General features: G+C 71.8%; 21 protein-coding genes. 8 read left to right on the plus strand and 13 right to left on the minus strand.

Annotation, left to right across the window (positions count from 1 at the left end):
- Positions 1 to 10: 10 nt before the first annotated feature.
- Positions 11 to 436, minus strand: coding sequence for an esterase/lipase family protein (locus LQK93_RS19145; protein WP_374969349.1), 426 nt, complete (start codon positions 434 to 436; stop codon positions 11 to 13).
- A 153-nt stretch (positions 437 to 589) separates the two neighbouring features.
- Here LQK93_RS19145 and LQK93_RS19150 point away from each other — a divergent pair, with 153 nt between their 5' ends.
- Positions 590 to 1,600, plus strand: coding sequence for a hypothetical protein (locus LQK93_RS19150; RefSeq protein WP_374969350.1), 1,011 nt, complete (start codon positions 590 to 592; stop codon positions 1,598 to 1,600).
- A gap of 51 nt (positions 1,601 to 1,651) precedes the next feature.
- On the opposite strand, the gene LQK93_RS19155 is transcribed toward LQK93_RS19150, so the two are convergent.
- The 3 genes from LQK93_RS19155 to LQK93_RS19165 are packed head-to-tail and all read right to left on the minus strand — an operon-like array spanning position 1,652 to position 3,539.
- The gene (locus tag LQK93_RS19155; protein WP_374969351.1) at positions 1,652 to 2,605 is read right to left on the minus strand and encodes a hypothetical protein; all 954 of its coding nucleotides are present in this window, start codon (positions 2,603 to 2,605) and stop codon (positions 1,652 to 1,654) included.
- Positions 2,602 to 3,366 (minus strand): cytochrome b N-terminal domain-containing protein, encoded by a 765-nt coding sequence (locus LQK93_RS19160; protein WP_374969352.1) that lies wholly within the window; start codon positions 3,364 to 3,366, stop codon positions 2,602 to 2,604. The genes LQK93_RS19155 and LQK93_RS19160 overlap by 4 nt, the downstream gene beginning before the upstream one ends.
- Complete coding sequence (locus LQK93_RS19165; RefSeq protein WP_374969353.1) at positions 3,363 to 3,539, minus strand: hypothetical protein; 177 nt, start codon at positions 3,537 to 3,539, stop codon at positions 3,363 to 3,365. The genes LQK93_RS19160 and LQK93_RS19165 overlap by 4 nt, the downstream gene beginning before the upstream one ends.
- Before the next feature lie 245 nt (positions 3,540 to 3,784).
- Between LQK93_RS19165 and LQK93_RS19170 the strand changes: the two genes are divergently transcribed.
- From LQK93_RS19170 to sigJ, 4 genes are all read left to right on the plus strand, one after another.
- Positions 3,785 to 4,648 (plus strand): 3-hydroxybutyrate dehydrogenase, encoded by an 864-nt coding sequence (locus tag LQK93_RS19170; protein ID WP_374969354.1) that lies wholly within the window; start codon positions 3,785 to 3,787, stop codon positions 4,646 to 4,648.
- An 81-nt stretch (positions 4,649 to 4,729) separates the two neighbouring features.
- Complete coding sequence (locus LQK93_RS19175) at positions 4,730 to 6,685, plus strand: helix-turn-helix domain-containing protein (protein WP_374969355.1); 1,956 nt, start codon at positions 4,730 to 4,732, stop codon at positions 6,683 to 6,685.
- Positions 6,686 to 6,827: 142 nt separating this feature from the next.
- Positions 6,828 to 7,793 (plus strand): NAD-dependent epimerase/dehydratase family protein, encoded by a 966-nt coding sequence (locus tag LQK93_RS19180; RefSeq protein ID WP_374969356.1) that lies wholly within the window; start codon positions 6,828 to 6,830, stop codon positions 7,791 to 7,793.
- Positions 7,790 to 8,761: an RNA polymerase sigma factor SigJ gene (sigJ, locus tag LQK93_RS19185; protein ID WP_374969357.1), complete on the plus strand. Its 972-nt coding sequence runs from the start codon at positions 7,790 to 7,792 to the stop codon at positions 8,759 to 8,761. The genes LQK93_RS19180 and sigJ overlap by 4 nt, the downstream gene beginning before the upstream one ends.
- Positions 8,762 to 8,774: 13 nt before the next feature.
- Here sigJ and LQK93_RS19190 read toward each other — a convergent pair whose 3' ends face one another.
- The 3 genes from LQK93_RS19190 to LQK93_RS19200 all read right to left on the minus strand — a co-directional run bounded on the left by LQK93_RS19190 (position 8,775) and on the right by LQK93_RS19200 (position 11,582).
- Entirely contained in the window at positions 8,775 to 9,092 is a 318-nt protein-coding gene (locus LQK93_RS19190) for a hypothetical protein (RefSeq protein WP_374969358.1), read from the minus strand.
- Between the two features lie 63 nt (positions 9,093 to 9,155).
- Positions 9,156 to 11,021: a 1-deoxy-D-xylulose-5-phosphate synthase gene (gene dxs, locus LQK93_RS19195; RefSeq protein WP_374969359.1), complete on the minus strand. Its 1,866-nt coding sequence runs from the start codon at positions 11,019 to 11,021 to the stop codon at positions 9,156 to 9,158.
- Positions 11,022 to 11,189: 168 nt separating this feature from the next.
- Entirely contained in the window at positions 11,190 to 11,582 is a 393-nt protein-coding gene (locus LQK93_RS19200) for a hypothetical protein (protein ID WP_374969360.1), read from the minus strand.
- A gap of 31 nt (positions 11,583 to 11,613) precedes the next feature.
- Here LQK93_RS19200 and LQK93_RS19205 point away from each other — a divergent pair, with 31 nt between their 5' ends.
- A complete protein-coding gene (locus LQK93_RS19205; RefSeq protein WP_374969361.1) occupies positions 11,614 to 12,387 on the plus strand; it encodes a VOC family protein in 774 nt (257 codons plus the stop codon).
- A gap of 83 nt (positions 12,388 to 12,470) precedes the next feature.
- Here the strand turns inward: LQK93_RS19205 and LQK93_RS19210 are convergent, their stop codons facing one another.
- The 6 genes from LQK93_RS19210 to LQK93_RS19235 form a co-directional block, all read right to left on the minus strand.
- On the minus strand, positions 12,471 to 13,805 hold the full coding sequence (locus tag LQK93_RS19210; RefSeq protein ID WP_374969362.1) for a peptidase C39 family protein: 1,335 nt from the start codon (positions 13,803 to 13,805) through the stop codon (positions 12,471 to 12,473).
- Between the two features lie 139 nt (positions 13,806 to 13,944).
- The gene (locus LQK93_RS19215; RefSeq protein ID WP_374969363.1) at positions 13,945 to 15,096 is read right to left on the minus strand and encodes a peptidase C39 family protein; all 1,152 of its coding nucleotides are present in this window, start codon (positions 15,094 to 15,096) and stop codon (positions 13,945 to 13,947) included.
- A 127-nt stretch (positions 15,097 to 15,223) separates the two neighbouring features.
- Positions 15,224 to 18,007, minus strand: coding sequence for an aconitate hydratase AcnA (acnA, locus tag LQK93_RS19220; protein WP_374969364.1), 2,784 nt, complete (start codon positions 18,005 to 18,007; stop codon positions 15,224 to 15,226).
- Between the two features lie 152 nt (positions 18,008 to 18,159).
- Positions 18,160 to 18,573 carry an acyl-CoA thioesterase gene (locus LQK93_RS19225; protein ID WP_374969365.1) on the minus strand — a complete coding sequence of 138 codons (414 nt, stop codon included), beginning with the start codon at positions 18,571 to 18,573 and terminating at the stop codon, positions 18,160 to 18,162.
- Positions 18,574 to 18,652: 79 nt separating this feature from the next.
- Positions 18,653 to 19,915 (minus strand): class I SAM-dependent RNA methyltransferase, encoded by a 1,263-nt coding sequence (locus tag LQK93_RS19230; RefSeq protein WP_374969366.1) that lies wholly within the window; start codon positions 19,913 to 19,915, stop codon positions 18,653 to 18,655.
- 17 nt (positions 19,916 to 19,932) lie between these two features.
- The gene (locus tag LQK93_RS19235) at positions 19,933 to 21,894 is read right to left on the minus strand and encodes an APC family permease (RefSeq protein ID WP_374971550.1); all 1,962 of its coding nucleotides are present in this window, start codon (positions 21,892 to 21,894) and stop codon (positions 19,933 to 19,935) included.
- 238 nt (positions 21,895 to 22,132) lie between these two features.
- Between LQK93_RS19235 and LQK93_RS19240 the strand changes: the two genes are divergently transcribed.
- On the plus strand, positions 22,133 to 22,795 hold the full coding sequence (locus tag LQK93_RS19240) for a potassium channel family protein (protein WP_374969367.1): 663 nt from the start codon (positions 22,133 to 22,135) through the stop codon (positions 22,793 to 22,795).
- A gap of 20 nt (positions 22,796 to 22,815) precedes the next feature.
- The gene (locus LQK93_RS19245) at positions 22,816 to 23,502 is read left to right on the plus strand and encodes a TrkA family potassium uptake protein (RefSeq protein ID WP_343993624.1); all 687 of its coding nucleotides are present in this window, start codon (positions 22,816 to 22,818) and stop codon (positions 23,500 to 23,502) included.
- The last annotated feature ends 49 nt before the right edge of the window (positions 23,503 to 23,551 follow it).

Here is a 23,551-nt window from a genome sequence, read left to right on the forward strand (position 1 = left end):
GACCCAGACCTCAGGGCCGAGATGGGCAGCGGCAGGACTCCCCGCGGAACGGCGCCGCGTCGATCGCGACGGTGGCAGCGGACAGACCGCGCCCGGCCACCATCTGCGCGAGCAGGCCGCCGAAGGACTGCCCGATGACGGCCGGCTTCTGGTTCAGCCCCTCGATCACGGCCGAGTAGTGGTCCGCGACCTGCCCGACCGTCTTGTCCGCGAAGACCTCCGGGTGCGCCTTGGCCTCTTCCACCGTTTCCGGGTCATCCGGCCAGCCCGGAGTCAACGGCGCGTAGCCGTTGTCCTCGAAGACCTGTGCCCACCTGTCCCAGCTGGGAAGCAACCAGAGCCCGTGGATGAACACCACGGGCGGGCGCCCGGAGGCATTGACCTCCGCAACTTCTTGGGTCGTGCGTGCGTCCAGCTCGGTCTGTGCTCCCCACATCTCACAAAGCCTCTACGCGCCAGCCAGGGGTCTGATGGCTCTGACGCTACCTGCAACCACGTGGCAGCGAGGGAGAGTCAGTCCCAGAGCGGCCGAACCTGGACCCCAGCCCGCTCCCCGGCGGGTCACAGGGCCCCGGCCTAACCTGCTCGGATGAGGCGTGCCTCGTCCCTCGCCGCCCTGCTGGGCCTGACGCTGGCCCTCGCCGGCTGCACGGCGGCGGCCACCCCGGCGACGCAGACCAGCCGGGCGACGGCCACCGACGCGCACAGCAGCACCGCCGGCGGTGTCCCGCCCACCAGCTCTCCCAGGCGTATGCCGTCACGCAGCCCCACGCATACGACCGCCCCGTCACGCGCCCCCACGTCCACGAGCCCGCGCACGCCGGGGAGCTACCGCGTCGACGTGTTCCACAGGGGTGCCGACCACCCGGACGACCTGGTGCTCGACGCCTCGGGTGCCCTGCTCTACAGCGACTACACGAACGGGACGATCAGCCGGCTCGCGAAGGACGGCTCGGCGACCGTCCTGCACCACGGACTGCCCGGCCCCGAGGGCATGGTGCTCCTGTCGGACGGCACTCTCGTCGTCGCCGAGGAGGACGCCAACCGCCTCGTCGAGTTCCGCCCCGGTCAGTCGACGCCCGGCGTGCTCGCCGACCTCCCCGGCGCGTCGGTCAGGGCGACGTGCCACCAGGGCGTCGACGGCATCGCCTGGGACCCCGCCTCGAAGAGCCTCGTGGTGCCCGACCCGGTGACGGGCACCGTCTACCGCGTCTCCACCGACGGGGCGTCGCGTTCGGTCCTCGCCCGCGGGTTCGTCCACCCGGTCGGCGCGGCCGTCGGTCCCGACGGGAGGGTCTACGTCGCCGACGAGTGCGGCGGCGGCGTCTGGAGGTTGGGGCCGGGCGGGTCCCGGGTCCGTGTGGCCGAGGCCGTCATGCCGGACGACGTCGCCTTCGACGCAGCCGGGAACCTGCTGGTGACCGATGTGCGCCACACCCGGCACGACCTGCGCCGGTGGCCCCGCGGCGGAGGGGCATCGACCGTGCTGGCGCGCTCCGGCCTCATCGAGCCGCAGGGCCTGCTCGTCACTCCCTCGGGCACCGTCTTCGTCGCCGACGACCAGGCCCGCGTCATCCTGCGCCTGACCCCCCAACGCTGACGGTCCCCACCTCGGCCGTGTGCCGTGACCGCCGGCCTGGGAGAACGGGCGTCAGCGCGGGCGGTTCCTCCAGATGAGCCGGTGCACGCCGAGGTGCTTCGGCAGCGTGCGCAGCCCGGGGATCCACGGGATGCAGATGAAGCCGATGCTGAGCAGGATCATCAGTGCCCACACCTGCACGTCGGCGTTGTCGGACGTCGAGAAGGGTGGGATCTGGTACCAGAGGGTGTAGAGCCACAGCCACGGCTGCCCGGGGTAGTTGCCGGTCTCGTTCATGATCCCCCACTGGTCGCCGCCGAGGTTCTGGGCCCGCGCCCGGTCCTCGAGGTGGGAGCCGTCCGCGAGTAGGAGCAGCGGCTTGGTGCTGTCGACCCCGAAGAAGCTCGTCCGCGACGTCAGCAGACCCTCGAGGGCGCCGCTCGAGGCGAGCGCCAGCACTCCTCGGGCCAGGACCGGCACCGGCCCGTAGTCCCCTGGCGCCACCTTCGTCGGGTCGCCGTCCGGGGCCTTGCCGAGGGCGTCCGAGTAGGCCTGGGCCCAGGCTGTCCGCTGGTCCGCGCTGGCCGCCGCCCACTGCCGCAGCGCCGCCGCGACGAGGGGCTGCGCGGAGAGGGTCCGCAGCGGGGTGATGACGAAGTCGTTCGCCGGGTCCACCGGGTCGGCGACACCGGCCAGCTTCTGCAACGCCAGTGGCCCGAGGGTCTGCCCGTCGCCCGCCGTGTTGTAGGGCGGTCCGTAGGACGCCGAGGTGGTGGTGCCGGCCAGCTCACCGGTGGCCGTCGCGACCACGTCGTTCGGTGCCTGACGGGCCCACTGCTGCAAGGAGATCGCCGGCTCGTCGGGCGACGAGAAGACGATGGCCGCGACGACGGCGAGCACGAGCATCACGACCAGCGCGATCACGAACTCCTTGACGAGGTCGTAGCGCCGGGTCGGGAAGGCGTGCGAGTCGGGCGCCCAGGTGGCGCCTCGCCGCTCGCTCCGCGGAACGCGTACGGTGCTCACGGCCGCACCCCCGAGCCAGTCCGCACTCGGTCGTCGCTGCTCACCTCGGGCGCCGGGCGAGGCTCCGAAGGTGCGGGCCCATCCGGTCCCCGGGCTGCCCCGGGCTCCATGACCTGGGCAGGCGCCTCGGCACCGATGGGCGGGACGACACCGCGCCGGCGCACCAGGAGCAGGTGGAGCCCGACGATGACCCCCACGACGAGGGGCAGCAGGGAGACGTGCCAGAGGACCATCTGGCCGACGTTCATGACGTTGAAGTACGCGCCGATCCCCGCCGCGTTGAGGCCGTCCTTGGCCTGCGTGCTGATCCACTGCGAGTCGAAGTTCGTCTGGATGAGGTAGCCGGAGAACGCGGTGCCGAGAGACCCGAAGAACGCGAGCGCACCCGTGGCCCAGGTCAACCCGCGGTGCCCGCGCCAGGCGGCCATGAAGAACTTCCCCCACAGGTGGATGACCATGGTCGCGAAGAAGAGCTCGACGCTCCACAGGTGCACGGAGTTGACGAAGTGGCCGACCGAGCTCGAGTGCCACCACGTGACGCCGCCCAGGGTCAGCACCAGGCCCGAGACGATGACGACGACGAGACTCGCGAGGCAGGCGACGCCGAAGACGTAGACCCACGACGCGACGTACGCCGGCTGCCGGTCGGGGAGCCACTGCCCCTTGGGCACGAGGCCCTCGATCCACCTGCTCAGCCTCGCGGTCCAGGTGTCCGAGCCGCCCGTCGTGGGCCGGGTCGACTCGGTCGGACCGGTGCTCATGGCTCCTCCCCCTCCTCGCGAGGCGCCGGGAACGGGAGCAGCACTGCGAGGACGAACACGAGCAGCATCACGAGGATGGTGACGAGATTGGCCACGGTGATCGTCAGGAAACCCCACTGGACGACCGCACCGGCAGGCGTCGGCTGCGTCGCGGCGGCGAGAGTGATGGACATCGAAGACCTCCTGAAGCGCGAGGATCTGCGAGTCGCCCCTGCGGCAGCAGGTCTACTACGTCTTGTAAGACTAGATCTGTTGCCGTGTCCCCACAGGCGGTTGCACACATTCACGGTCCGCCGACGCCGGTAACTGGTTCGCCCACGGCGCAGTGGCGCCCACCCCATCCGTCCCACATGGGATCGGCCGTTTTGTGTTCGGCGGCCACACAGGCGCTCGGCGGGGCGCTACCTAGTCTTCCCGCATGCCAGACGCCCGCGATGACGCTCGCGACCACGCCACGGACCACCCCTTCGACGGTGCCGATGCCCGCCGCGAGCCGGCGCGCCACCCCGTCAACGAGCCCGTCGACCTCCGCGGACGGACCGCGCTCGTCACGGGCGCCGCGAGCGGCATCGGGGCGAGCGTGGCGCGAGCCCTCGCGGCTGCGGGCGCCACCGTCCACGCCGTCGACCGGGACGAGGACGGCCTCCGGGCGCTCGCCGACGGGTTCGGCGGTTCTGGCGCGTCCTCCATCCGAACCGTGGCCATGGACCTGGCCGACCTGGACGGCCTCGCGGCGCTCCCCACCGAGGTCGACATCCTCGTCAACAACGCCGGGGTCCAGCACGTGAGCCCGATCGAGGAGTTCCCGCCCGAGCGCTTCGACCTGATCCTCGACCTCATGCTCGTGTCGCCGTTCCGGCTGATCCGTCAGACGCTGCCCCACATGTATGCCAGCGGCTGGGGTCGGGTCGTCAACATCTCCAGCGTCCACGGCCTCCGAGCCAGCGCCTTCAAGTCCGCCTACGTCACGGCCAAGCACGGGCTTGAGGGCCTGTCGAAGGTCGTCGCCCTCGAGGGCGGCCCCCGCGGCGTCACTTCGACGTGCATCAACCCCGCCTACGTGCGGACCCCGCTCGTGGAGGCCCAGGTCGCCGACCAAGCCCGCACCCACGGGATCCCGGAGTCGGACGTCCTCGAGAAGGTGATGCTCGAACCCGTTGCCGTGAAGCGGCTCGTCGAGCCCGACGAGGTCGCCGCCCTCGTGCTCTTCCTCTGCGGACCGGCCTCCGCGTCGGTCAACGGCACGTCCTTCTCGATGGACGGCGGGTGGACCGCGCACTGAGCGAGCACTGAGCGAGCACTGCCGCGACCTCGTCATGATCCAGGAGCCCGCCACGCGACACCAGACACCTAGGATCTCCGCGTGACCACCAGCCCGGAGACGCGGACGCCCGACCAGCGGCCCCCGACCTCCGGCGAGTGGGTCGAACGGGTCGAGCGGGCCGGCCGGTCGGCGCAGCCCGAGCCCGACCAGGTGGTCCACCTGCTGGAGCTGCTCGCTGCCGACGCGCCGGTCGCGACGGTCGCTGCGGTCGAGGCGCCGATGGCGGCCCGTGAGCTGGCCCTGCGGATCGCGAGCGCTCGCGAGGTGCACCGGCAGCGCGAGGCGGGACTGGCGGCCCTGCTCGACACCGCCCGCGAGCTGGCGACGGCGAGCGACCCCGGCTCGGTGCTCGATGCCATCGTGCGGCGGGCCCGTCGCCTCGTCCGCACGGACCTGGCCTACCTCACGCTCTACGACCCCGAGGCCGGCGACACCTTCATGCGTGCCACCGACGGCTCGGTGTCGGCGGCCTTCCAGTCCGTGCGCCTGGCCCTGGGAGCCGGCCTCGGGGGCCTCGTCGCGTCCACCCACAAGCCGTACTGGACCGCCGACTACTGGTCCGACGATCGCTTCCGCCACACCGGTGCCATCGACGGCGCGGTGGGCGAGGAGGGGATCATCGCGATCTGCGGAACGCCCCTCATCGTGGAGTCGAACTTCGTGGGCGTGCTCTTCGCAGCCAACCGCTCCTCCCGCCCCTTCACCCGCGAGGAGGTGGCGCTGCTCGGCAACCTCGCGACCCTGGCGGCGCTGACACTGGTGCAGACCCGGGCGCTCGCCGACTCCGAGAGCGCGCTCGCCGCCCTCTCCGTCGCTCACGAGACGGTGCGCCAGTATGCCGACGGCGTCGAGAAGGCGGCAGCCGCGCACGACCGCTTCGCCTCGCTGGTGCTCGGCGGCGGCGGGGTCGACGACATCACCCACGCCCTCGCCGAGCTGCTCGGCGGCTGGGCCGTGCTCGTCGACGAGAACGGCCAGCGCAAGAGCTCCGCCGGCCCCGCTCCCACGGCCGAGCGTTCCGGCGCCGACCCGTTGGCGTCCTTCGACGGCTTGCCCGGCCTCGAGACCGGGCGGCTCGTCGAACGCGAGGGCGTCTACGCGGTCGCGGTGACGGCTGCGCGCGAGCGACTCGGCACCATCCTCGTCGGCGGCCTGAGCCTGATCGACTCCGACCAGCGGACCGTCGAGCGCGCGGGGGTGGTCACGGCCCTCGTCCTGCTCTTCGAACGGCAGGCTGCCGACGCCCGGCAGTCCGCCCGCAACCGCCTGGTCAGTGACCTCGTCAGCTCACGCGGCTCCCGTGAGGAGCGGCTGTCGCTGGCGCGCAACGTCGGCTTCGACCCGCAGCGACCGTTCTGCCTGCTCGTCCTGCGGGGCGACGAGCCCGGCGGCCACCGGGCCCTGCTCATCTCCGCCAGCGCCGCCACCGGTGACGCGTCCCTGGTCGGCAGCCACGACGGGGACGTCATCGCCCTCGTCCCCGGCACGGACGCCGACGCGCTGGCCCGCACCGTGGCGGCCCGCATCGGCAAGCGCACGTGCGTCACCGTCGCGGGGGCCGGCCCCGTCGGCGACGTGGACGGCATCGCGAAGGCCTACGAGGAGGGGCATCGCACGGTCGCGGCGCTGATCGCGCTCGGGCACCGCGGGAGGGGCGCCGCTGCGACACAGCTCGGCTTCGCCGGGCTCATCGTCGGCTCCGAGCCGGACGTCGGCGAGTACGTCCGCGGCCTGCTGGGCCCGGTCCTCGACTACGACGAGCGGCGCGGCACGGACCTCGTGGGCACGCTGGCCGCGTACTTCGCCGCGGGCGGCAGCCCGCGGCACGCCGCCGGCAGTCTCCACGTGCACGTCAACACCGTCTCGCAGCGCCTCGAACGCATCACCGCCCTGCTCGGCGAGTCGTGGCAGCAGCCCGACCACTCCCTGGAGCTGCAGCTGGCCCTGCGCCTGCGCGCTCTGCAGGCGTCGACCCACGGCATGCCCCGGCTCTGACCCAGCCGCACGACCCGCCCCGACAGCCGGGGCGATCAGCCCACGAGCCGCCGGTCGATCGCGTCGGCGACCGAGGTGTCACAGGACCGAGGGCTGTCTCGTCTGAGAGGACGTAGGCACACAGCGGCAGAAGGAGTTGGCCATGAGGGTTCTGGTGGCTGGAGCGACCGGGGCGATGGGGCGGCAGCTGGTGCCGCGCCTGGTGGGGGCAGGGCACGAGGTCCACGGGATGACCCGGAGCGAGACGGGACAAGAGTTGCTGCGTGAGCTCGGGGCGGTGCCGGTCGTGGCCGATGCCCTCGACCCCGAGCAGGTGGCGCGCGCTGTTGCCCAGTCGCGCCCGGAGGTGGTCGTGCACCAGCTGACGGCCATCGGGCCGATGGACCTGCGGCACTTCGACCGGTCGTTCGCCCCGACCAACCGGCTCCGCACCGAGGGCACCGACCACCTGCTCTCGGCCGCGAGGGACGCAGGGGTGAGGCGCGTCGTCGCCCAGAGCTTCTTCGCGGGCTACGACCGGGTCGGAGGCCCCGTGAAGACCGAGGAGGACCCCTTCGGCACCGAGCCGCCGGCCGGGATGGAGCAGACGGTCGGGGCCATTCGCCACGTCGAGGACAGCGTGCTTGCTGCGTCGTGGACGGAGGGTCTCGTGCTGAGGTACGGCGGCTTCTACGGTCCGCACACGTCCCTTGGCGTGGACGGCGAGCAGACCGAAGCCGTCCGACGGCGCCGGTTCCCCGTCGTCGGCGACGGCGGCGGGGTGTGGTCGTTCATCCACATCGCCGATGCGGCCGAGGCGACCGTGGCTGCTGTCGAGGGCGGCGCGCCGGGCGTCTACAACGTCGTCGACGACGAGCCCGCGAGCGTGGCGACGTGGTTGCCGGTGCTCGCCGAGTCGCTCGGGGCCAGGCCCCCCATGCGCGTGCCGCGTCTGGTCGGCAGGCTCCTGGCGGGTGAGACTGGCACGGTGATGATGACCGAGCTGCGCGGCGCCTCGAACGCCAAGGCCACGCAGGAGCTGGGCTGGACCCCGAGGCACGCCTCCTGGCGGGAGGGCTTCCGCGAGCTCGGTGCCCTGGCTCGGGACGAGAGGGGCACGGCGGCGTGACCGACGAGTGCCCGCCCACGGCTGCCGGCCCCGACCGCGAGCAGCTCCTGGCCGACCTCCGGCCGGTGGCCTTCGGCATCGCGTACCGGATGCTGGGGAGCGTCACCGAGGCCGAGGACATCGTGCAGGAGACGCTGCTCCGGGTGCACCGCTCGCTCGAGGCCGGCCAGCGGATCGCCTCGCCGCGCGCGTTCACCGCCACGGTGGTGACCCGGCTCGCGATGGACGAGCTGCGGTCGGCACGCGCGCGGCGTGAACGTTACGTCGGGGACTGGCTGCCGGAGCCGATCCTCACCGACCACCAGGGCTCCGACACGGACCCGGCACGAGCGACGGAGACCGCGGACTCGCTGTCGATGGCGCTGCTCGTGGTGCTGGAGAGCCTGTCGCCGGAGCAGCGGGCGGTCCTGCTGCTGCACGACGTCTTCGGCTACGGCTACGACGAGGTCGCGTCGATCGTCGGCAAGGGCGAGGCCAACGTGCGCCAGATCGCCGTGCGCGCGCGACGCCACGTCGAGGAGCGTCGCCCGCGCTTCACGACCACTCCCGAGCAGCAGGGCGAGCTGGCGAGCCGCTTCTTCGCCGCAGCGCGGACAGGCGACCTCGCCGCCCTCGAGTCGCTCCTCACCCACGACGTCGAGCTCGTCGGCGACGGCGGCGGCAAGGCGCCCTCGCTCGCCCGCTCGCAGCGCGGCCGCAGCCGGGTCGCGCACACCCTCACCAACTGGCTGCGTGCCCTGCGCCGCCTGCCCGAGACGGAGATCCGGCTCGCCGAGGTCAACGGCGGCCCCGGTGCGACGTTCCTCGTCGAGGGTCGCCTGCTGGCCGTCTGGGCACTGGACGTCCGGGACGGACAGGTCGCCGGCGTCCGCGCGATCGTCAACCCTGACAAGCTCGCGCACCTCGGCCCGGTCGGCGACGCCCACGCCCTCATCCGTCGCCTCGGCGGGTCGAGGCCGGGCGACTGAGCGCTCGCGCGGCTCAGCGCCGCCGGTCTGCCACGACCCACGACGCCGCCGCGCTGGCGGCGGCAACGGTCAGGACGGAGGGCCAGGCGCCGATCCGCTTGGCCAGCGGGTGCGAGGCGCCGAAGCCACCGAGGTAGAGGACGGCGAGCCCCGCTGTGGCCGTAGCCCCGGTCTTCGCCAGCCAGGTGCGCCCGGCATAGAGCCCGGCTGCGCCGAGCACGACACCCCCGAGGGGACGGATGCCGGTCTCGCGGGCGGCGACATAGCCGCCGACCAGCCCGAGGGCTGCGATGGGGGCGGTCGTCACGTCGGTTGCGTCTCGAAGCTGCATCCCCCGATGGTAGGCAGCCGGCCTGAGCCGCGGAGGTGGGGGTCGAGCGGGATGCCCGCTCGGTCAGAGCCGGGGCTCGAGGTCTGCCACGACGTGCTCGACCGTCAGGCCGAGGTCCTCGAGGACCTGGCCACGGGAGGCGTGCTCGAGGAAGCGCTTCGGTATGCCGTAGCCGTGCACCGGGACGTCGATGCCGGCCTCGCGCAGGGCGAGCGTCACCGCAGCGCCGACGCCGCCGCTGACGAGGTTGTCCTCCACCACCGCCACCGCCTCGGCGTTCCGGGCGAGCGCGACGACGTCGTCGCTGACCGGCAGGACCCAGCGCGGGTCGACGACGCGGACCGTCCGGCCGTGTGCGGCGATCTTCTCCCCCGCCTCGACGGCGAGGCCGGCGAAGGCGCCGACCCCGACGACGAGCAGGTCCACCTCGTCCCCGGCGTTCTCGAACAGCACGTCCACGTCGCCGATCCGGCGCACCGAGTCGAGGGGGTCGGAGACGTCGCCCTTGGGGAAGCGGATCACGGTCGGGCGGTCGGAGACGTCCACCGCCTCCCGCAGCTGCCTGCGCACCTGCTCGCCGTCCCGGGGCGCGGCCAGCCGCAGCCCCGGCACGATCGAGGAGAGCGTCATGTCCCACATGCCGTTGTGGGAGGCGCCGTCGCTGCCGGTGACGCCGGCGCGGTCGAGGATGAAGGTCACCCCGGCCCCGTGCAGCGCACAGTCCATGAGGAGCTGGTCGAAGGCACGGTTGAGGAAGGTCGCGTAGACGGCGACGACGGGGTGCCTGCCGGCATACGCGAGGCCGGAGGCCATGGTGACCGCGTGCTGCTCGGCGATGCCGACGTCGAAGACGCGCTCGGGGTACGCGGCGGCGAACCCGTCGAGGCCGACCGGGATCAGCATCGCGGCGGTGAGCGCGACGACGTCGGGGCGGTCGCGACCGATCGCGACCATCTCCTCGTTGAACTCGTCGGTCCAGATGCGGCCGGACACCTCGAAGGGCAGGCCGGTCTCGGGGTTGAACTTGCCGACGCCGTGGAACTGGTCCGCCTCGTCGTCGATGGCCGGCTGGTAGCCGCGGCCCTTCTGCGTGATGACGTGGACGAGCACCGGACCGCCGAAGTCCTTGGCCTTGCGCAGGGCACGCTCGAGCGCCTGCTCGTCGTGGCCGTCGACCGGGCCGAGGTACTTCAGGCCGAGGTCCTCGAACATGCCCTGCGGCGCGACGATGTCCTTGAGGCCCTTCTTGACGCCGTGCAGGGTCTCGAACATCGCGCCGCCGACGACGGGGGTCCGAGCCAGGGACCGCTTGCCCCAGTCGAGGAAGCGCTCGTAGCCGCGCGTGGTGCGCAGCGTCGCGAGGTGGTCGGCCAGGCCACCGATGGTCGGTGCGTAGGAGCGCTCGTTGTCGTTGACGACGATGACGAGCGGGAGCGTCTTGTCGACGGCGATGTTGTTGATCGCCTCCCAGGCCATGCCCCCGGTCAGGGCGCCGTCGCCGATCACGGCGACCGTGTGCCGATCGGTCTCGCCGGCCAGACGCCGGCCCTTGGCGATGCCGTCGGCCCACGACAGGGCCGTCGACGCGTGCGAGTTCTCGACGACGTCGTGCTCGGACTCGGCGCGGCTCGGGTAGCCGGAGAGCCCACCGCGCTTCTTGAGCTTGCTGAAGTCGTGGCGACCGGTCAGGAGCTTGTGCACGTAGGACTGGTGCCCGGTGTCGAAGACCAGAGTGTCGTGCGGCGAGTCGAAGACCCGGTGCAGGGCGACCGTCAGCTCGACGACGCCGAGGTTGGGACCGAGGTGACCGCCGGTCTTGGAGACCTCGGTGACGAGGAAGGTACGGATCTCCTCGGCGAGGGCCGGCAGCTGGTCAGCCGGCAGCGCCTTGAGCGCGGCGGGGCTCGTGATCGTCTCCAGCAGAGCCACGCGGCGCCGTCCTTCCGGTCCTTGTCGGTCGATCATCGACCCGTCCCTCGAGCACGGGTGGGTCGCGGTCGAGTCTACGGCGCGCGCCTCGCACCGTCCGAACCTGCACGTCAGTCCCCTCCCGCGCCGCACAGCAGGTCCACGAACGCGTCACAACCGTCACAGCGGTCACAGCCGGGGCGCGAAGACCTTCCCCTGCAGCGCCTCGTGCAGCAGCCGCGCGGAGCGCGACGCCGCGAGCAGCCGGATGCCTTCGGCCTCGATGTGGCCGAGGATCTCGGTGAGCGCCTCGGCCGGGACGTGCGGGCCGATGGCGACCCTCGCCTCGCGCCACGCCTCACGCATGGCCACCACCTGCCCGTCGATGTGCCGACCGGCCAGCCAGGCGAGCGCGATCGGGTGGCGCCGCCACCCGGCATACGCCCGGTAGTCGGGTGGGCACTGGTCGAGCAGCCACAGCACCGCCCGATCCTCCCAGCCCGGGGTGTGCGCCGGCGGCACGCCCGGCGGCCACCCCGGCGGGGTGTGCCCCGTTGCGGCAGGAGGGGTCGGAGTCGCCATGCGCCCAGTCTGCCTCGCCTACGCTCGGAGCATGACGAGGGTCAGCTGGGTCACGGCCTTCGTCGACCTGCCGCCCGAGCTCCACGAGGCGGGCACGCGCTTCTGGGCCGGAGTGACGGGGTATGCCGTGTCGCCGCCTCGGGGCCAGGACGCCGAGTTCACGACGCTCGTCCCGCCCGTCGGGGACCCCTTCCTCACGATCCAGCGGACCGGCGCCTGCGACGGCTCCGGGACCGGCCCGGCCCTGCACCTCGACCTGCACGTCACGTCGGCGCCCGAGGCGGCCGACCGGGCGGTGGGCCTCGGTGCGGAGCTGGTGCACCGGTCCGAGCACGGCTACGTGGTGCTGCGCTCCCCCGGCGGGTTCACCTTCTGCCTCGTCCACGAGCCGCTGGCGCAGCGCCCCTTCCCGACCCGCTGGCCGCAGCAGCACGAGAGCATCGTCGACCAGGTGTCGCTCGACGTCGCGGCGGACGGCTACGAGTCCGAGTGCGGCTTCTGGTCGGCGCTGACGGGCTGGCCCGTGCGCCGCTCGGTGAGCCGGCCGGAGCTGCGGCACCTCGTGCGCCCGGACGGCATCCCGATCCGCCTGCTCCTGCAGCGGCTCGACGAGCCGGATCCCGGGCCGGTGACCGGGCACCTCGACCTCGCCTGCGACGACCGACCGACCGAAGTCGCCAGGCACGTCGGACTCGGTGCGAGCGTCGTCGCCGACCACGGCGGCGGATGGACGACGCTGCGCGACCCGACCGGGGCGCTCTACTGCGTCACCGACCGCGACCCGCGGTCCGGTCTCGGCCGCTGAGGCGCCCCGGGGGTCTGCCCACCGGCCGTGCGACAGTGCCCACTCGGCGTCGTCCGAGCTCGAGCGGGCACCGTCCTACCCGCTCACCAGTTCGGCTCGTTGCGCGGGGGCGGCGGCAGCCGGTGGCGCTCCGGGTGGATGACGTAGACGATGCCGCCGCTGTGGGGCACCCACACGTTCTCGAACTGCTCCCGGTCGTAGACGACGCGCACCTGTGAGTTGTCGCGGATCAGGTGGGAGGCGGGGTCGTTGCAGACGACGTCACCGTCGGGCGTGAAGCCCACGACGACCATGAGGTGGCCGTTCGTGCCGTAGCCCGCGCCGCCGAGCTCCCCCTTCTTGAAGGAGACGGAGGTGACGAGCGGGATGCCGGCCGCGATGAACTCCTCGGCCTCGGTCAGCGAGCGCAGCCGCGTGACGAAGCCGCGCATGCCCGGACGCGTCGCGGCGTACGCCGGGTTGAAGGGCCAGTTGCCGGCGCCGTCGTAGGTGTAGTCGTAGACGTTGCGTGCCGCGAAGTCGACCTGGGGGTCGGTCTCGTCGGGCAGGGCCTCGGTGACCCAGGCGGTCTCGTCGCGGCGCGGGCCGGCGCCCCAGTACGCGAGCACCATCGACGTCGACGTCGGCGAGCACCACGCCTCGCCGCCGTTGTCCCACTGCGGGAAGTGCCCGATGTGCTTCTCCTGCGAGAACGTCGGGACGTCGAGCACGCGGCCGCGGGCGCGCCCCTTGGGGCTGCGGGGCACTCGCGGGTCGTCGGGCAGCGCCGAAGCCATCGCGCCGACCGAACGCAGCCGCGGCGCCTGGTGCGTCCCCGTGGGGCGCATCAGCCGGACGACGAGCTGCCACTCGTCGAGGACGTGGCCCGAGCGGGTGGCCAGGGTGTCGGTGTAGACGGTGGCGACCGTGTCGCCCTGGCCGTTGACCGAGGTGCGGTGGATGCCGCCACCCTGGTCCGGGTCGTAGCGGCACCAGCGGCCGAGGACGTACTCCTTGGTGGCCACGCCGTTGCTGCGACCCCGGACCGAGACCTCGACCCACGACCGGCCCGGGGTGTCCGCGTTCCAGGAGGAGACGAGCTCGGTGAGTCCGAACCCCGGGCGTACGACGGGCGAGACCCAGGTGGCGACGTCGTAGGAGCGGGAGGTCGCGGTGGGGTCGAAGGGGTCCACGTAGTCGCGCTGCCCCGAGAACGGTCCCACCCGCAGCTCCCGGCCACTCCACTCGCGGTAGGCGATGTGGCGGTCACCGGTGTCGTAGTGGGGTGAGGACACCGGCGCGGCGGCCCGCGCGGTGGGGACCGACCCAGCGGCGGCCGCTCCGGCGCCCGCGAGCCCGACGAGGGTGGCGCCGGCTGCGGAGCCGAGGACGAGTCGCCGGCTCGGCGAACCGGCGGTGGGGACGGGGGGACGCGACATTGGCACACCTTCCGGACGGGGCTGGGCGCGGTCAGTCAACACCGCACCGTGGTCCCGTGGGGTCGTTGGCGTGGAAAATTCTCGCGATGCGGGCAGGTGCTGCAGGAAACTTACGCGCCCTTGACCGTTCTGGCCGCGCTCATGCCCAGTTGGCCTCGGCCGGCGCCGTCGGCAGCGCAACGTTCCGCGGGTGCATGACGTAGGCCAGGCCACCGTCGGTGCCGAGCCACACCTTCTCGAACTGGTCCCTCCGGTAGACGGTGCGGACCTGCTCGTTGTCCGCCACCCGGTGCGAGTTCGGGTCGTTGGAGATGACGTCGCCGTCCGGCGTGAAGCCGACGACGACGAGCAGGTGGCCCTTCGTCGAGTAGCCGGCCCCGTCGAGCTCCTCCTCGCGGAAGGTCACGGAGAGCACGAGCGGCACCCCGGCCGCCAGAAAGGCCTCGACCTCCGTGAGGTCGCGCAGCCGCGTCACGTACGCACGCAGGCCGCGCGCGCCGGCATAGGCCGTGTTGAAGGACCAGTTGCCCGCCCCGCCGTAGTCGCGGTCGAAGACCCGGCGCACACCGTGCACGACCTCGGGGTCGGTGTCGTGCCCCACCCAGGCCGACTCGGCAGCGCTCGGCGCCAGCCCCCAGTGCGCCAGGATCATCGTGGTCGAGGTCGGCGAGCACCAGGACTGTCCGCCGTCGTCCCAGTGCGGGAACGAGTCGACGTGCAGCCGCTGCGAGTGCGCCGGCACCGGAACCTCGAGACCGCGTCCGACGCCGGGCGCGCTCGTCGGCTCGTCGTGGCCGATGCTGACCCGGGTGGCGACCGCCGCCACGAGCGACACATCGGGCCAAGGCTGCTCGTCGCCCGCCCCGGCGAGGGCGGTGAGGCGCAGCTGCCAGCGGCCGAACTCGTGGTCGGCAGCCGCGACCCAGCTGTCGGCCTCGACGTGCCCTGCCTCGAAGCTCTGTCCGGGGACGGACGTGCGGGTGATCGGCGACTCCCCCGCCACGTCGTCCTCGGCCCACCGGGCGAAGGTGAACCACGGCGACCATCCGCGCTCATCGGAGACGCGGCCCTCGACCTCCAACCACGTGCCGGCCGGCGTGCGTGCGTTCCAGGACGGGATGAGCTCCCTTGCCGCCCAGTCCAGCTCGACGACCGGAGACTCCCAGGAGCGCGCGCGATAGGTCGTGGCCCGGGCTCCCTCGACATGGGGGTCGGCGTAGCGCACGTCCGGCGCCTGAACCCACTCGAAGTCGTTCTCCCACAGGGCCAGGGCCGCGTGTCGCTCGCTCACGCTGGAGAGCATGCCACCTGCCGACGCATGCCGTCGGGCGGGGGCCCTCCGCGACACCGAACGGGCCCCGCACACCGCGCGATGCGGCATACGGGGCCCGTGGGCGGCCGGGTGGCCGCAGGTCGGGTCAGGCGCTGACGAGCGAGCGCAGGACGTACTGGAGGATGCCGCCGTTGCGGTAGTAGTCGGCCTCACCGGGCGTGTCGATGCGCACGACCGCGTCGAACTCGACCGTCTCGCCGGACTCCTTGGTGGCGACGACCTTGACCGTCTTCGGCGTCGTGCCCTCGTTGAGGGCCGTGATGCCGGTGATCGAGAAGGTCTCGGTGCCGTCGAGGCCGAGCGAGTCGGCATTCTGGCCCGCGGGGTACTGCAGCGGGATGACGCCCATGCCGATGAGGTTGGAGCGGTGGATGCGCTCGTAGCTCTCGGCGATGACGGCCCTGACGCCCAGCAGGCTGGTGCCCTTGGCCGCCCAGTCGCGCGAGCTGCCCGAGCCGTACTCCTTGCCCGAGAGGATCACGAGCGGGGTGCCGGCCGCGGCGTAGCTCTGCGCGGCGTCGTAGATGGTCGTCTGCTCGCCGCCCTTGGTGAAGTCGCGCGTGAAGCCGCCCTCGACGCCGTCGAGCAGGAGGTTCTTCAGGCGGATGTTGGCGAACGTGCCACGGATCATGACCTCGTGGTTGCCGCGGCGCGAGCCGTAGGAGTTGAAGTCCTTGCGCTCGATGCCGTGCTCGGCGAGGTACTTGCCGGCGGGGCTGTCGGCCTTGATGGCGCCGGCCGGGCTGATGTGGTCGGTCGTGACCGAGTCGCCAAGCTTGGCGAGCACGCGGGCACCCTCGATGTCGGCGACCGGGGTGGTCTCCATCGACATGCCGTCGAAGTACGGGGGCTTGCGCACGTAGGTCGACTCGGGGTCCCACGCGAACGTGTCGCCCTCGGGCGTCGGCAGCGACTGCCAGCGCTGGTCACCCGCGAAGACGTCGGCGTAGTCCTCGGTGAACATCTCCTGGTTGATGCTCGCGGCGATCGTCTGCTCGACGTCCTCCGGGGCGGGCCAGATGTCCTCGAGGAAGACGTCGTTGCCGTCGGGGTCCTGGCCGAGCGGCTCGGTGTCGAAGTCGAAGTCCATCGTGCCGGCGAGGGCGTAGGCGATGACCAGCGGCGGGCTCGCGAGGTAGTTCATCTTGACGTCGGGGTTGATGCGCCCCTCGAAGTTGCGGTTGCCCGACAGGACCGAGGTGACGGCGAGGTCGTGCTCGTTGATCGCCTTGGAGATCTCCTCGTTGAGCGGGCCCGAGTTGCCGATGCACGTCGTGCAGCCGTAGCCGACGAGGTGGAAGCCGAGCTTCTCGAGGTAGGGCCACATGCCGGCCTTGTCGTAGTAGCCGGTGACGACCTTGGAGCCGGGCGCCATCGACGTCTTGACCCACGGGGCGACCGAGAGGCCCTTCTCTACTGCGTTCTTGGCGAGCATCGCCGCGGCCATCATGACCGACGGGTTGGACGTGTTGGTGCAACTCGTGATCGAGGCGATCGAGACGATGCCGTGGTCGATCTCGAAGGTGCGGCCCTCCGCGTCGGTCACCGGGACCTTCGTGGAGGGACGGCCGTTCGTGGCGCCCTCGGCCGGCTTGTCGCCGCCGTTCTCGATGCCGGGGTCGCTGGCCGGGAAGGACTCGACGTCGCCGGGGTCGCCCTCGGCGTGCGTGACGTAGGTCGGCAGGACCTTGCGGAACGCCTCCTTCGCGTTGCTGAGGGCGATTCGGTCCTGGGGGCGCTTCGGGCCGGCGATGGAGGGCACGACCGTCGACAGGTCGAGCTCGAGGTACTCGCTGTAGCGGGCCTCGGGCTGGTCGGGGCCGGCCGTGAGCCACATCCCCTGCTCCTTGGCATACGCCTCGACGAGGGCGACCTGCTCGTCGGAGCGGCCGGTGAGACGCAGGTAGTCGAGCGTCACGTCGTCGATCGGGAAGATGGCGCACGTCGAGCCGAACTCGGGGCTCATGTTGCCGATGGTGGCGCGGTTGGCGAGCGGGACCTGCGAGACCCCCTCGCCGTAGAACTCGACGAACTTGCCGACGACACCGTGCTGGCGCAGCATCTCGGTGATCGTGAGGACGACGTCGGTCGCGGTCGCCGCGGTGGGGATGGCGCCGCTCAGCTTGAAGCCGACGACGCGCGGGATGAGCATCGAGACGGGCTGGCCGAGCATGGCTGCCTCAGCCTCGATGCCGCCGACGCCCCAGCCGAGGACGCCGAGCCCGTTGACCATGGTGGTGTGCGAGTCGGTGCCCACGCAGGTGTCGGGGTAGGCGACACGCTCGCCGTCGATGTCGCGCACCATGACGGTGCGGGCCAGGTGCTCGATGTTGACCTGGTGCACGATGCCGGTGCCCGGCGGCACGACCTTGAAGTCGTCGAAGGCGCTCTGGCCCCAGCGCAGGAACTGGTAGCGCTCCCGGTTGCGCTGGTACTCGATCTCGACGTTGCGCTCGAAGGCGTCGGCGCGGCCGAAGACGTCGATGATGACGGAGTGGTCGATGACCAGCTCGGCCGGCGCGAGCGGGTTGATGCGGGCCGGGTCGCCGCCGAGGTCGGCGACGGCCTCGCGCATGGTGGCGAGGTCGACGACGCACGGGACACCGGTGAAGTCCTGCATGATCACGCGCCCGGGGGTGAACTGGATCTCCGTGGAGGGCTCGGCGTTCTCGTCCCACGAGCCGATCGCGCGGATGTGGTCGGCCGTGATGTTGGCGCCGTCCTCGGTGCGCAGGAGGTTCTCGAGGAGCACCTTGAGGCTGTACGGGAGGGTCTCGTGACCCTCGACCCCTGCCAGCCGGTAGATCTCGTAGGACTGGTCACCCACCTCGAGGGTTCCCTTGGCCTTGAAGCTGTCAACACTGCCCACGACGGGCTCCTTCCAGCGACTCTGATGTCACGCTGCGCCATTTATCTTGACGTCAAGATATCTAACCACAAGGGTCAGTTCTTGTCAGTGGACCCCTACCCGCCAATCGTTCCGCGGTCCCGCCCACCTGTCTCGGGGTGCCGCGGGAGCGCTCACGCGACGCGGGCCGACTCGAGCCCCTCCCGGAAGTCGTGGTCGAGGGCAGCCTTGGCTCCCGCAGCCGTGTCGAACCACACGTAGGTGATGACGCACGTCGCCGTCAGCAGGGGCGCCTCACCGCGACGCCAGATCTCATGGCGCAGGGTGAACGACGATGTGCCGATGCGCTCGACGACAACCCGGATGTCGGCGTGGTCCAGCGGCTTCAGGCTCGCCGTCCAGTCGATCTCGGCGTGACGCACCAGTGCGAGACGACCGTGCTCGGCGAACCAGTAGGGCCCGAAACCCACGTCGTCGAGAAAGGCCATCTTCGCGTCCTCGCACCACGTCAGGTAGTGCGAGTTGAAGACCACCCCGGCCAGGTCGATCTCGGAGAACTTGACGGCGACGGGATAGCTGAAGGGCATGGTGCCCATGCTCTCGTGACGGCCGAGCGCCCCTTCGCGCCGCCCCTTCCGCTCCTTCCGCTCCTGCCGACCACCGCGCTCAGCTCGCATCTGTCGGCTCGAGCACGGCGATGCACTCCACGTGGTGCGTCATGGGGAAGGCGTCCCAGGCCTCCAAGGACGCGAGCGAGTACCCGTGCGCCGCAGCGGCCTTGACGTCGCGGGCGAGCGCCGCCGGGTCGCAGGCGACGTAGACGACCCGCCGGGGAGCCATCGACGCGAGGAGGCCCATGACGTCCTTGCCCGCTCCGGTCCGCGGCGGGTCGAGGACCGCCAGGTCTGCGGTCACCCCCTGGCTCACGAGCGAGCGCAGCTCACGGTCCACGCGGTTGGCACGCCACTCGACGTTGTCGAGGTGCTCGGTGTTGTGGGCGCCGTTGTCGACGGCACGCCGGTCGCCCTCGACCCCCAGGACGAACCCGTCGGGAGCCACGAGCTCACCGAGGCGCATGGCAAACAGCCCCGAGCCCGCATAGAGGTCGACCACCCGGTCGCCCGGCCGGGCGCCGAGCAGCGCCACCACCCGCGAGAGGAACGTCGAGGCGGCACCGGGGTGCACCTGCCAGAAGCCGCGAGCGGCGACGACGTACTCGCCCTCCCAGTCCCCGTCGCGGACCAGCTCACCGACCAGGCCGCCGCCGGCGTCGGACCCCTCGGGCATCGGCAGCGGGACGAGCACCGGCTCATCGGGGTGGGCTGCGTCGATGACGTCCACCGCCTCGACGCCGGGCCACTCGGTGTCGAGCACACCGGAGTCCAGGACTGCCTGCGTCGCGATGAGGCAGGTGTCGACGGGCAGGATCTCGCGCGACCGGTGCTTGCGCAGTCCCGCCCGCCCGGAGCCGTCCACCGCGAACTCGACGCGGGTGCGCCACCGCAGGCCCTCCTGGTCGCCCGGGACGGGACGCACCTTCACCTCGACGTCGAGGCCGGCGATGCGTGCGAACTGCTCCCGCACGACGGCGCCCTTGAGCGAGCGCTGGGTGTCGAGGGAGGCGTGCTGGAAGTCGCAGCCCCCGCAGAGGCCGGGGCCGGCATACCGGCACGGTGCCTCGACGCGGCCGGGAGCGGCCTCGAGGATCTGGACGGCGTCGGCGCGGACGAAGCTGTCGCCGACGCGGCCCTCGGTGACGCGAGCGACGACCCGCTCCCCCGGCAGGGTGTGCCGCACGAAGACGACCTGCCCCTCGTGCCGGGCCACGCAGTGGCCGCCGTGGGCCACCGGCCCGACGTCGACGGTCCACTCCTCCCCGACGAGGGACGGTCCGCGCTCGGCACGCTCACGCGTCCGCCTGGCACTCATCGGGCACTCATCGGCGCTCACAGCGCGCCGCCGCGCACCGAGCCGCTGACCGGCGGCTCGTCGATCCAGTCCCGCTCGGCGCCCTCGGACGACTGGAGCTGCCACGGGACGCTGACCACCATGACACCGGGCGTGAAGAGCAGCCTGGCCTTCAGGCGCAGGGCGCTCTGGTTGTGCAGGAGCTGCTCCCACCACTTCCCCAGGACGTACTCGGGCAGGTAGACGGTGACGATGTCGCGGGGGTTGCCGCTGCGGATGGAGCGCACGTAGTCGAGGATCGGCTTGGTGATCTGGCGGTACGGCGAGGCCAGGACCTTCAGCGGCACGGGGATCTCGTGCCTGTCCCACTCGTCGAGCAGCGCCTGGGTCTCGTCCGGGTCGACGTCGACGGTGACGGCCTCGAGGTACGACGGGCGGCTCGCCCGGGCGTAGGCAAGGGCGCGCATCGTCGGCTTGTGCACCTTCGAGATGCAGACGATCGCGTGCACGTGGCTCGGCAGCATCGGCCGCTCGATGCTCCAGTCGATCTCGAGCTCGTCCCGCACGCGGGCGTAGTGCTTCTTGATGCCGAGCATGAGCACGAAGAGCACGATCATCGCCAGGATCGCGTACTTCGCGCCCGCCTGGAACTTCGTCAGCAGCACGACCACCAGGACGATGGCCGACATCGCGGCGCCCACGGCGTTGATGACCCGGGAGCGCTGCATGCGGGCCCGCTCCTTGGGGTCACGCTCGAGCCGGAGGTGGCGGGTCCAGTGCCGCACCATGCCGATCTGCGAGGTCGTGAACGAGACGAACACGCCGACGATGTAGAGCTGGATCAGCGCCGTGACCTCGGCCTTGAAGACGATGACGAGCACGATCGCGGCGCTCGAGAGGATGAGGATGCCGTTGCTGAAGGCCAGCCGGTCGCCGCGCGTGTGCAGCTGGCGCGGGAGGTAGCCGTCGCGGGCGAGGATCGAGCCGAGCACCGGGAAGCCGTTGAAGGCGGTGTTGGCCGCGAGGACCAGGATCAGGCCGGTCACGATGGAGACGAAGACGACGCCCGCCGGGAAGCTCGCGAACACGGCGTTGGCGAGCTGGCCGATGACCGTGTGCTGGACGTAGCTGTCGCCGACCGGCTGCCCGTTGCGGAGCAGCTGTGTCGCGGGGTCGTTGGCGATCTTGATCCCGGTCCACTGGCTGAGGGCGATGATCGACCCGAGCATGCAGACCGAGATGGTGCCCATGAGCAGCAGCGTCGCCGCCGCGTTGTCGCTCTTGGGCTTCTTGAAGGCCGGCACTCCGTTGGAGATGGCCTCGACACCCGTGAGCGCCGCACAGCCGGACGAGAAGGCCCGGAGCAGCAGGAAGGCCGCGGCGAGCCCCGTCACGCCCTGGCCCTCCTGGGGCTCGAGGGTGAGCGAAGCGCTCTCAGCGGGACTAAGCGTTCCCGTGAAGTGCTGGATGAAGCCGTAGAGGCCCATCCCGATGATCGCGACCATGAACGCGTAGACGGGGACGGCGAAGGCCTTGCCGGACTCGCGCACGCCACGCAGGTTCATGGCGGTGAGGAAGGCGATCAGCGCCACGGCGACGATGACCTCGTGGCCGCGGACGAAGCCCAGGACCGTGGCGGCGTTCTGCACGCCGGACGAGATCGAGACCGCGACCGTGAGGACGTAGTCGACGAGCAGGGCGCTCGCGACGGTCAGCCCGGCCTTGGGCCCGAGGTTCACCGTCGCGACCTCGTAGTCACCGCCACCGGAGGGGTAGGCGTGCACGTTCTGGCGGTACGACGCGACGACGACGACCATGACGAGCACGACGGCCACGGTGACCTGCCAGCTGTGCGTCGCGACGAACGCGCCACCGGCGAGACCGAGCATGAGCAGGATCTCGTCGGGCGCGTACGCCACCGACGACAGCGCGTCGCTGGCGAAGATGGGCAGGGCGAGCCGCTTGGGCAGGAGCGTCTCACCGAGCTTGTCGCTGCGCATGGCGCGACCGAGGAGGAGCCGCTTGAACAGCGAACCGGTACCGGGCACGACGACACTGTATGACGGATCCTGCAGGCCCACAGACCGGCTCCCGAGCGCCGGCACACCGGACGCCAGGGGTCCCCCGGGTCCGACACGGAGCCAGTCGGCCGAGCACTGAGCGTATGCCGTCCGCCCCCTTTGTCACTGCCCGTGGGCCGCACGGTCGGCAGGCGCCCCACGGTGTAGCGTCGCGTCCGTGCACTTCGTCATCATGGGCTGCGGCCGCGTCGGCTCGACGCTCGCCCGCACCCTCGGCCGCGCCGGTCACGACGTCGCGGTCATCGACTCCGACGCGTCGGCCTTCCGCCGCCTCGGCACCTCCTTCGAGGGCCAGACGGTCACCGGCATCGGCTTCGACCGCGACACGCTCATCGCCGCCGGCATCCGGGACGCGTACGCGTTCGCCGCCGTGAGCAGCGGTGACAACTCCAACATCCTGGCCGCCCGAGTGGCCCGGGAGACGTTCGGGGTCGAGCACGTCGCCGCCCGCATCTACGACCCACAGCGCGCCATGGTCTACCAGCGTCTCGGCATCCCCACGGTCGCCACCGTCCGCTGGACCGCCGACCAGATGATCCAGCGGCTGCTGCCCCAGGGCGCCGTGCCCGAGCTGACCGATCCCAGCGGCAAGATCGTCATCGCCGAGGTGCCGCTCGCCGAGCCGTGGGTCGGCCGGCACCTCACGGATGTCGAGGAGCAGACCGGCGCACGGGTCGCCTACGTGACCCGGCTCGGCGAGGGCACCCTGCCCCGCCCCGACATGGTCGTCCAGCAGGGCGACCTCGTGCACCTGGCCGTCCTGCGTGACGACCTCGCCCGTGTCGAGCGGCTCCTTGACCAGGCCCCGGCCCCCCACTGACCGGCATCCAGGAGAGAACCATGCGCGTCGTCATCGCCGGAGCCGGAAGCGTCGGCCGCTCCATCGCCCGTGAGCTGCTCGGCAACGGACACCAGGTGCTGCTCATCGACAAGGACGCCGACGACGTCCAGGCGTCCCGGGTGCCGGAGGCCTCCTGGCTGCTCGCCGACGCCTGCGAGCTGGCCGCCCTCGAGGAGGCCCGGCTCGAGGAGTCCGACGTCTGCGTCGCCGCCACCGGCGACGACAAGGCCAACCTCGTCCTGTCGCTGCTGGCCAAGACCGAGTTCGGGGTGCCGCGCACCGTCGCGCGGGTCAACAACCCCAAGAACGAGTGGATGTTCGACGAGTCCTGGGGCGTTGACGTCGCCGTGTCCACGCCGCGGCTGATGACCGCCCTCATCGAGGAGGCCGTGAGCATCGGCGACCTCGTGCGCATCTTCGAGTTCCAGCAGGGCCGTGCCTCGATGGTCGAGATCACGCTCCCCGAGGGCAGCCCCTTCGCGGGACGCCGGGTCGGGGACGTCGAGTGGCCCACCGACACGGTGCTCGTCGCCATCATCCGCGAGGAGCGGCCGCTCGCCCCCACGACGGACGACGCGATGGAGGCCGGCGACGAGCTGCTCTTCATCACGACGACCGAGCAGGAGGACCGGCTGCAGGAGCTGGTCGCTCCCGACGAGCGCCACCACGCGGTCGCCGAGGGCTGACCGTACCCCGCGCGGACCGAGCCCCGGCTCAGCCGGCACGGCGCTGGGC

It is taken from the genome of Terrabacter sp. BE26, from assembly GCF_041941675.1.
GTDB lineage: Bacteria > Actinomycetota > Actinomycetes > Actinomycetales > Dermatophilaceae > Terrabacter.